The sequence below is a fragment of the Microcoleus sp. S36b_A4 genome, from assembly GCF_036700645.1.
Lineage (GTDB): Bacteria > Cyanobacteriota > Cyanobacteriia > Cyanobacteriales > Microcoleaceae > Microcoleus.
The window spans coordinates 21755-27754 of sequence record NZ_JAUBPI010000084.1; the positions used below are offsets into that span (position 1 = coordinate 21755).

Genomic DNA, 6000 nt, shown 5'->3' on the forward strand with positions numbered 1-6000 from the left:
AATCCGTTGCCGAACTTCTTCCTTGCCCATTCCCAGCAGTTACTGGACTGCAATTCTAGCCAAAGTAGCACCTCGGTAATAGTGCAACAAAATCTGCTGGTAGCCGTATCCCTGTCTGGCCAAATTATAGGCACCCCACTGGCTCATTCCTACAGCATGGCCGAAACCTTTGCCAGCAACTTGAAAACCGGTAGGAGCTTGGCCGCTGTTCCTTGGGTTCCGACCGCCGGCATACTGAGGAATCACGGTAAACCGCGTACTCCTCAAATTTAAAACCCGGCGTAAATCTGCGCCAGTCATGACTCTAGAACCGCCATCTCCAACTACTTTCATCCTCAAAACGCTGCCGTGAGCGGTAGTGCGTTCTGGCTTCATCGAGATCACATTGCCCACGCCAGAAATCTTACTGCTGATTTGAGCGCGAGAAAAATTTTCTTTCCATTGGTAAACAGGCGCCCCTTGGTCAAAGTCAGGAACAGCACGCAGGTAAGGCAGAGGTTCTGTCCAAACATCCTCGACGTTTTCAGTATGTCCCCCAGACGCAGAGTGGAAGGCGGCTAAAATTATCTGACCGTTGTAGGCCAGAACTTGACCAGCGGTTGCATCGACTGCGGAATAAGTGCCAGAAGATTCTGTTTGCAATCCTTTGTAAACCTGGGAATACTGAGTGCTGTCCACGTCGTAAAGGTCGGTTTCGCTTTTCATTCGCTGGTGGATAGCGTAGGAACGGGCGGCGACTGCTTGGGCTTTCAAAGCCTCTTGAGGCCAATTGCCACTCATCTCGGCGCCGAGAACGCTGTAGAGATATTGTTCGATATCGACGTAGTTGATGGCAGTCAAGCCTCCTTTTTGGGGAACTAGAAGCGTGCGTCCCCGATACCAACGATCGCCAATCCAAACATAACCGTTCCCCGTGGGTTCGATCCAAACTTGGTTGGCAGCCCAGCGACCAATTGCCACTGTTCCCGATCGAAATTGAGCTGACTGAGAACTGTTTGCCGACAGTTCGCCCAAATTGCGCCCGCTACCATCGCGGATTGCAGCCTTAGTAGAACTGCCGACTTTTACCTGACTTGCCCCGTCTTGTACCGCCACTCGCAAGATCAGCGCGGCCTGTGCTGGGGCTACCATTGCCAGCCAAAACAACAGTGAAATCCAAAAGTAGCGTTTTTTTAATGTTGAAAAAACGGAACCAAAAAATACTCCTGACTGCATTTGAAAATTTTCCTCCTGTGCTGTATGAGTTTAAGAATTTTTAAGGGAAGGCAAGGGAAAAAGGAAGGGGAACGGAAGAAACAAAACGTTAGAATTGGGTGGATCGCTCTGTACGCTTGTCAAAAATGATTTTAGCGAAGAGATGTTCGCAGGAACAGCGATTTATCCCGGTTCCTGCCTGCGACTATTTCCTATATGTCGGATTTGTCGCACTCTGGATATATGTAACATATTTTTTAAGACTTAATTGAGGTGATTTGACTCTTGCAGATTACATTTCTCGGAACTAGCTCCGGCGTCCCCACGCGATCGCGCAACGTTTCCAGCATCGCCCTCCGCTTGCCCCAGCGAGCGGAACTCTGGCTGTTTGACTGCGGCGAAGGAACTCAGCACCAGTTTCTCCGCAGCGATCTCAAAGTCAGCCAACTGAGCCGCATTTTCATCACTCACCTGCACGGCGACCACATTTTCGGCTTAATGGGTTTGCTGGCTAGCTGCGGTTTGGCGGGGAATGTCAAGCGCATCGATCTTTACGGGCCTCCGGGACTTGAAGAATATTTGCAAGCTGGCGTTCGTTATTCTCAAACTCATTTTTCTTACCCGGTTAAGGTACACAAAATTCACGAGGGAGTCATCTATGAAGATGACGAATATATTGTTAGCTGCGGCCCTTTGAAGCACCGAGTTACTGCTTTTGGTTATCGCGTAACTGAGAAAGACCGTCCGGGACATTTTGATGTAGAAAAAGCGAAGGCTGCGGGTATTCCTTCGGGGCCGATTTACGGTCAATTAAAACAAGGAAAGACGGTAAAGTTAGATGATGGGCGACAGTTTAAAGGTACTGATTTTTGTGGCCCGGATCAAATCGGGCGCAAGTTTGTTTATTGTACTGACACGGTTTTTTGTGACGGGGCCGTGGAATTAGCGAAGGATGCTGATTTGTTGGTGCATGAAGCTACTTTTGCTCATCAAGACGCTCAAATGGCATTTGATCGCCTGCATTCAACTTCGACAATGGCGGCTCAAGTGGCTTTAATCGCTGGGGCGAAACAGTTAATTATGACGCATTTTAGCCCGCGTTATGCTCCCGGAAATGCGATCGTCCTGGATGATTTGCTCAAGGAAGCGCAGGCTATTTTTCCTAATACGAAAATGGCCTATGACTTTTTGACTTACGAAGTGCCCAGGCCTGTTTAAAACTAGGGTTAATTTGGCCTGAGATGTGACAGCTTTTTCAATAAGCTTTTTATGAACAGGCAAGATGTGAGATGAATCTGAACTGAGATGTGACAGGATTTTCAATAAGGGCGATCGGGCGGGTTCTGGGGCCCGATCAAAACTTACGCATTGGCTGTGCTGTTTTGGAGTGGTTGAAATCTCAAGGTCATGGTAAAATATAAAAACTAATTTTATGGCGTTTTATGTCAAATCTGGAATTATTAGCCCAACTTCGGCAATTGTCTCGTGCTGACAAGTTTCAAATGATGCTGTTTTTAATAGCAGAATTGGCGAAAGAAGAAGGAATTGTAATGGGTAATGAATCTGCTGAAATCATGTATTCTGTGCATACCTCTAATAGTGCTGCGGAGCAATTGATGCAGTTACTAGAAACAGAACAAAAACAAACTCAAAATGTTTAATGGTAGGCGATATTATTTTCAACCTAAACGAGATGAATCAGGTGTTTTAGCTGATGTTCCGTATTTGCCTTTAACACTAACTTATCAAAATCGTTCTGTTGAGGTTATGGGTTTACTGGATACAGGAGCTAGTGTAAATGTTTTGCCCTATAGTGTTGGGGTGCAATTAGGGGCCATTTGGGAAGATCAAAGATTTTCTGTTACTTTAGCGGGAAATTTAGCGAGTGCTGAAACGAAAGGGTTATTAGTCTTGGCAAAAGTAGGGGACTTTGAGCCAGTTCAGTTAGCTTTTGCCTGGACTAGGGTGAATAATATTCCGATTATTTTAGGGCGAACTAATTTTTTTACTGAGTTTGATGTTTGTTTTTATGGATCACAACTAGCGTTTGAATTGTGTCCTAAATTTAGAGATAGTTGAGATTATCAATGTTGGTGGATATAAACGCAATTATGTCCACCAACTTAAACACAAATATTTAAAATTACCATGATAAGTGAATTTGGCACATTAGGCTTAAAACTAGCACAAGCACTCGCGCCTAAACTTGCAGAAATAGGATTCAAAGAATCTATGAAGAAATTTAATCCTAGCGATTTTGAAAAAGCTTGTATTTGTGGTATCAAAACTGCCGATAAAACTCATGAATTATTTTATCCTTGCGCGCAGGGTGTAGTCGAAGATTTTCTTAAAAGTTTCTTGGCTGGTGCCGCACTTCCAGAACTCCTAAAACCTTTCAACAATCTAGGAACGCCTCAAGTTGAGTTGTTAGTTGCAGCTTTTAATGCGACAGTCACAAAAAACAAGAGAATTCAAGACAGATTCATGCCAGAAAAAGTCAGTGACTGGCTGGATGTTTTTGCAAAAACCTATTTCGAGAAAACTAATTGTTATTTAAATTTTCAGGTTGCCAAAGCCGACTACTTTAAGCAAGTGGCGAACTGGTTTGATGATGTTAAATTTGCTGGCATTGCCGTCGAAGGTCAGGAAATCGAGAAATCGGAAAAATTGGCTCAGATTTTTGTGATGCCCGATGTCTTGGAAGACGTAAATACTCATGTAAGCTTGGATATTCAAGAATTAGAGGCAGGCAAAAATATGCCACTATTGCAACTAGAAAAGCGCTCCGGCAGAAAGTTTTTAGCATCGCAATTATTGAATCAAAATCAATCTAATAAATTTGTATTACTGGGCGCACCCGGTTCTGGAAAAACAACTTTACTGAGTTTTTTTGCGGTGATGTTGGCTCAGAATTATCCAGAAAAACTTGGCTGGGATGCTGAGAGAGATTGCTTGCCGATTCTGATTAAAATTCGGGACTTTGCTAGGCTTTCAGATATCAATCTCCTCGACTACGCCCGCCAGTTTGCCGAAAAAACTATGTCCGTGAAACGGCTACCCGAAGGCTTTTTTGAGTATTGGCTGGCAGACGGTAGGGCGATGATTTTGTTGGATGGATTGGATGAGGTTGTTGAAGAATCCAAGCGCTACGCCGTAGTGCAGCAGATTGAGAATTTTTTGGGGCAGTATCATCAAAATCTGGCAATTATTACTTCTCGCCCTGTCGGTTACAAGCGCGATTTTTTTAATAGTTCGGAGTTTGAACACTATCAGTTACAACTGCTTGATGATGATAAGGTTAATGAGTTTATTAATCATTGGTATGACAGCCGGGTTCGAGATTCGGCAGAAGCTCAACGCCGTAAAGAAAGCATTAAAAAAGCTCTAGATGATAATGACCGAATTAAATTGTTGGCAAGAAATCCGTTGTTGCTGACAATTATTGCTTTGATTCACCGCTATCAAGCGGTACTGCCTAGGGCGAGGCATAAGCTTTATGAAAAGGCTGTAGAGACGCTGTTAAAATGTTGGGATGCTAACAAAAAGATAACCGATCAGTCGTCATTCAAATGTTTAGATGCAGACGACTTACGGAGGCTGATGGAAATTCTTGCCTATTGGATTCACACTCAGGGTAGTACGGATAATCCTGAAGGCGGAACCCTGATCAGCAAGGATGATTTGTTCGAGCAGTTAACTCAGAATATTAAAACCAAAAAACAGGTTGAACGCTTCAAGGCAAAAGAAGAAGCTAAACGATTTGTGGATTTTATTCAACAGCGGACGGGATTGCTCAACGAACAAGGACAAGATTTATATGCTTTTGTACACAAGACTTTTCAAGAATATTTGTGCGCTCAGGAAATCGGCTATCAGGCAGATGATGAAGATGATTTTGAGATTATTTTGAATCATATTCGCGAGCGTTTGCATGACTCTCACTGGCGGGAAGTGTTGCTGTTGTTGATTGCTCAACAAAAACCGAAGAAAGCGGCGAAAGCGATGCGGGCAATTTTGGCGGCGAATAGCGAGTATGAGGAATGGTTGCACCGCGATTTGTTTTTTGCTGGCAGTTGCCTTGCTGAAAATATTAAAGAGTTAAAGGTGGTAGATTCCGGTCTCACTGTGGAGATTTTGGAGAAGTTGGTTGAGTTGGAGGTAAGGGGTGAGGAAAAGGTTGGTACCAAAGTTCGCTCTCAGGTTTTTCAAATCCTTTGCGGTATGAACGAGACGGAGTTTGAGGTGCAAACTTTGCAACTTTTGAAAGCAAAGGGTGTTGATGCAAATCGATTGTGGAAATATCAAGTAGAATTAGGGGAAAAAGAAGCCGCTATCAGTTTTCTGTTGCTACGTCTCGAAAATGAGAATGAGGATGTGCGTCGTGAGGCAGTACAAGCTTTGGGCGGGTTGGGAAATGCTTCAGAAACCGTCATTAATGCTCTGTTGTTACGCCTCCAAGATGAGAATAAGGATGTACGTCGTGACGCAGCACGAGCTTTGGGAGGGTTGGGAAATGCTTCAGAAATTGTCATTAGTTCCCTGCTATTACGTCTCCAAGATGAGCATCTGTTGGTGCGTTCCTGTGCAGCACGAGCGTTGGGCAATTTTGGAAATGCTTCAGAATCAATAATCAGTGCCCTGCTGCTACGTCTCGAAGATGGGGATAACTCGGTGCGCTGTCAGGCAGCAGAAGCCTTGGGCAATTTGAAAAATGCTTCAGAAATCGTGATTAATAGACCTCTTGCGAAAGTGCGCTCGTTCTAGGTAAAATAAAAGAAAAAATTAGCTCCCATAATATGAAGTACG

General features: G+C 44.1%; 5 protein-coding genes. 4 read left to right on the plus strand and 1 reads right to left on the minus strand.

All coding sequences use genetic code 11. From position 1 onward, the window contains the following. Nucleotides 1-39: 39 nt before the first annotated feature. Nucleotides 40-1215, minus strand: coding sequence for a SpoIID/LytB domain-containing protein (locus QUA03_RS22395; protein ID WP_333215075.1), 1176 nt, complete (start codon nucleotides 1213-1215; stop codon nucleotides 40-42). A 264-nt stretch (nucleotides 1216-1479) separates the two neighbouring features. Here QUA03_RS22395 and QUA03_RS22400 point away from each other — a divergent pair, with 264 nt between their 5' ends. The 4 genes from QUA03_RS22400 to QUA03_RS22415 all read left to right on the plus strand — a co-directional run bounded on the left by QUA03_RS22400 (nucleotide 1480) and on the right by QUA03_RS22415 (nucleotide 5958). Further along, nucleotides 1480-2412: a ribonuclease Z gene (locus QUA03_RS22400; RefSeq protein WP_333215077.1), complete on the plus strand. Its 933-nt coding sequence runs from the start codon at nucleotides 1480-1482 to the stop codon at nucleotides 2410-2412. Between the two features lie 224 nt (nucleotides 2413-2636). Beyond that, nucleotides 2637-2855, plus strand: coding sequence for a hypothetical protein (locus QUA03_RS22405; protein ID WP_333215079.1), 219 nt, complete (start codon nucleotides 2637-2639; stop codon nucleotides 2853-2855). Continuing rightward, nucleotides 2848-3273, plus strand: coding sequence for a retroviral-like aspartic protease (locus tag QUA03_RS22410; RefSeq protein WP_333215081.1), 426 nt, complete (start codon nucleotides 2848-2850; stop codon nucleotides 3271-3273). Before QUA03_RS22405 ends, QUA03_RS22410 begins: the two co-directional genes overlap by 8 nt. 69 nt (nucleotides 3274-3342) lie before the next feature. Beyond that, nucleotides 3343-5958 (plus strand): HEAT repeat domain-containing protein, encoded by a 2616-nt coding sequence (locus QUA03_RS22415; RefSeq protein ID WP_333215082.1) that lies wholly within the window; start codon nucleotides 3343-3345, stop codon nucleotides 5956-5958. Nucleotides 5959-6000 lie beyond the last annotated feature (42 nt).